We start from the raw sequence: 2539 nt of genomic DNA, 5'->3' as shown, positions 1-2539 counted from the left end.
GGTGGTGGGCGACCGGCCCGCGCACGAGTGGGCCGGCGATCCGCGCACGCGCGAGGTGATCGCGGGGCTTCTCGGCGACCTCGACTGGGACGGCCCGGTCACCGGCCTCTCGGGCGGGCAGCGCCGCCGCGTGGCGCTGGCCGCGCTCCTCGTCGGCGACCACGACGTGATCTTCCTCGATGAGCCGACGAACCACCTCGATGTCGAGGCGATCGCATGGCTCGCCGCGCACGTCAAGCGGCGCTGGCCGGCGAACCAGGGCGGACTTCTCGTGGTGACGCACGACCGCTGGTTCCTCGACGAGGTGTGCACCGCGACGTGGGAGGTGCACGACCGCATCGTCGAGCCGTTCGAGGGCGGGTACGCGGCGTACATCCTGCAGCGGGTCGAGCGCGATCGGCAGGCCGCGGCGATCGAGGCCCGCCGTGAGAACCTCGCGCGCAAGGAGCTCGCGTGGCTGCGCCGCGGTGCGCCTGCGCGCACGTCGAAGCCGAAGTTCCGCATCGATGCCGCGAACGCGCTCATCTCGGACGTCCCCGAGATCCGCGACAAGACCGAGCTGCAGTCGCTCGCGGTCTCGCGGCTCGGCAAGGACGTCGTCGACCTCCTGGACGCCTCTGTGTCGTACGACGGGCGCGAAGTGCTGCATCCGGTGGAATGGCGCGTCGCGCCGGGGGAGCGCACCGGCATCCTCGGTGTCAACGGCGCGGGCAAATCCACGCTGCTCGGGCTCGTCTCGGGCGACGTCGAGCCCACCTCGGGCCGGGTCAAGCGCGGCAAGACGGTCAAGGTCGCGACCCTGTCGCAGCGACTCGACGAGCTCGAGGACCACCTCGACGACCCGGTGCGCGTCGTCATCTCGAGCCTGCGCACGACGTACACGTTCGGTGCGGGCTCGAAGGCACAGGAAGTCACGCCCGGCCAGCTGCTCGAGCGCATGGGCTTCCAGAGCGCGCAGCTCTCGACGCCGGTCAAGGATCTCTCGGGCGGGCAGAAGCGCCGGCTGCAGCTGCTGTTGATCCTCCTCGAGCAGCCCAACGTGCTGATCCTCGACGAGCCCACGAACGACCTCGACACCGACATGCTCGCCGCGATCGAGGATCTCCTCGACTCGTGGCCGGGCACGCTCCTCGTCGTCTCGCACGACCGCTACTTCATCGAGCGGGTGACCGACCAGCAGTACGCGATCCTCAGCGGTCACCTCCGCCACCTCCCCGGCGGCGTCGACGAGTACCTGCGACTGCGCGAGCGGGAGCGCTCAGCGCACGAGACCGCGAAGGCGACGAATGCCGCGGCTGCAGCATCCGCCGCCCCCGCGTCGTCGCTGAGCGGCGCCGACCTGCGGGCCGCGCAGAAGGAGGTCACGGCGCTCGAGCGGCGCCTCGAGAGACTCGAGGTCCAGATCACCGCCGCCCGCACGGCGCTGGCCGACCACGATCAATCCGACTACGTCGGCCTCGGCGCCGAGATGGCGAAGATCGCCGAGCTCGAGAAGGAGCGCGACGGCGTCGAGGAGCGCTGGTTCGAGCTCACCGAGCAGCTCGGCTGACTCCGCCACAGCGAAAGCGGCGGGTCGGATCGGGGGATCCACGGCGTCGTGCGCCGATCCGCACGATCGAGCCCGGCGCTTTCACGCGGTGGTGTCGAAGCCGAGGCTGAGCTTGCGGAGAAGACCCGCGAGGCGCTCGCGGTCGGCGCGCGACAGGGCGTCCAGCAGCAGGGCCTCGGCGTCGACGAGGCGCGTGATCGCGGCGTCCACCCGGATCCTCCCCTCATCCGTGAGGGTGACCAGGATGCTGCGGCCGTCGCCGGGGTCGGCCTCGCGGCGCACCAGGCGGCGGCCGACGAGCCGGTCGATGCGGTTGGTCATCGTGCCGCTCGAGACGAGGGTCTGCTGCAGCAGCTGCTTGGGGCTCAGCTGGAACGGCTCGCCCGCGCGGCGGAGCGCCGACAGCACATCCCACTCCCACGACTCGAGCTCGCTGCGGCGGAACGCGTCGCGCCGCGCGCGGTCGAGGTGGCGCGACAGACGGTCGACGCGCGAGAGCACGCCCAGCGGCGAGAAGTCGAGATCGGGGCGCTGCGTCGTCCACGCCTCGACGATGCGGTCCACCTCGTCGCTCTGCGCCGTCATGTCCCCATTATCGGGTCGCACGACGCTTCGACCGGCGCAGCGACCGGTCCGGCGCTTCGACGGGCTCAGCGACCGGATGCGGTCTGGCAGACTTGACGGGCGGCTTCCGGGGTTCCAGACGGCCGCGGTCCGCCGTGGTGTAATGGCAGCACGACAGCCTTTGGAGCTGTGAGGTCTAGGTTCGAGTCCTGGCGGCGGAGCATGACCGAGACCTCCACCTCCTCCCGTCTGGCCGTCGTCGTCCTCGCAGCGGGCCAGGGCACGCGGATGAAGTCGCGTCTGCCCAAGGTGCTGCACCCGATCGGCGGCCGCCCACTGGTCGGGCACGTGCTCGACACCGCGCTGGCGCTTCAGCCTGAGCGGGTCGTCGTGGTCGTCCGCCACGAGCGCGACCTCGTCGCCGGT

Annotated in this window: 3 protein-coding genes and 1 tRNA gene; 3 read left to right on the top strand and 1 reads right to left on the bottom strand. The window is 71.4% G+C overall.

Annotated elements, in window-relative coordinates; genetic code table 11:
• Nucleotides 1-1549 (top strand): ABC-F family ATP-binding cassette domain-containing protein (locus EIO58_RS16085; RefSeq protein WP_164861789.1); only part of this gene is annotated, 1549 nt, incomplete at its 5' end.
• 81 nt (nucleotides 1550-1630) lie between these two features.
• Here EIO58_RS16085 and EIO58_RS16080 read toward each other — a convergent pair.
• Nucleotides 1631-2134, bottom strand: coding sequence for a MarR family winged helix-turn-helix transcriptional regulator (locus tag EIO58_RS16080; RefSeq protein ID WP_127820338.1), 504 nt, complete (start codon nucleotides 2132-2134; stop codon nucleotides 1631-1633).
• Between the two features lie 128 nt (nucleotides 2135-2262).
• Here EIO58_RS16080 and EIO58_RS16075 point away from each other — a divergent pair.
• Both EIO58_RS16075 and EIO58_RS16070 read left to right on the top strand, forming a co-directional pair.
• Nucleotides 2263-2334, top strand: a tRNA-Gln gene (locus tag EIO58_RS16075).
• A gap of 1 nt (nucleotide 2335) precedes the next feature.
• Nucleotides 2336-2539 (top strand): NTP transferase domain-containing protein (locus tag EIO58_RS16070; protein WP_164861788.1); only part of this gene is annotated, 204 nt, incomplete at its 3' end.

The organism is Microbacterium sp. CPCC 204701 (assembly GCF_004010105.1).
Lineage (GTDB): Bacteria > Actinomycetota > Actinomycetes > Actinomycetales > Microbacteriaceae > Microbacterium.
This window is presented reverse-complemented; position numbering and strand designations above follow the sequence as displayed.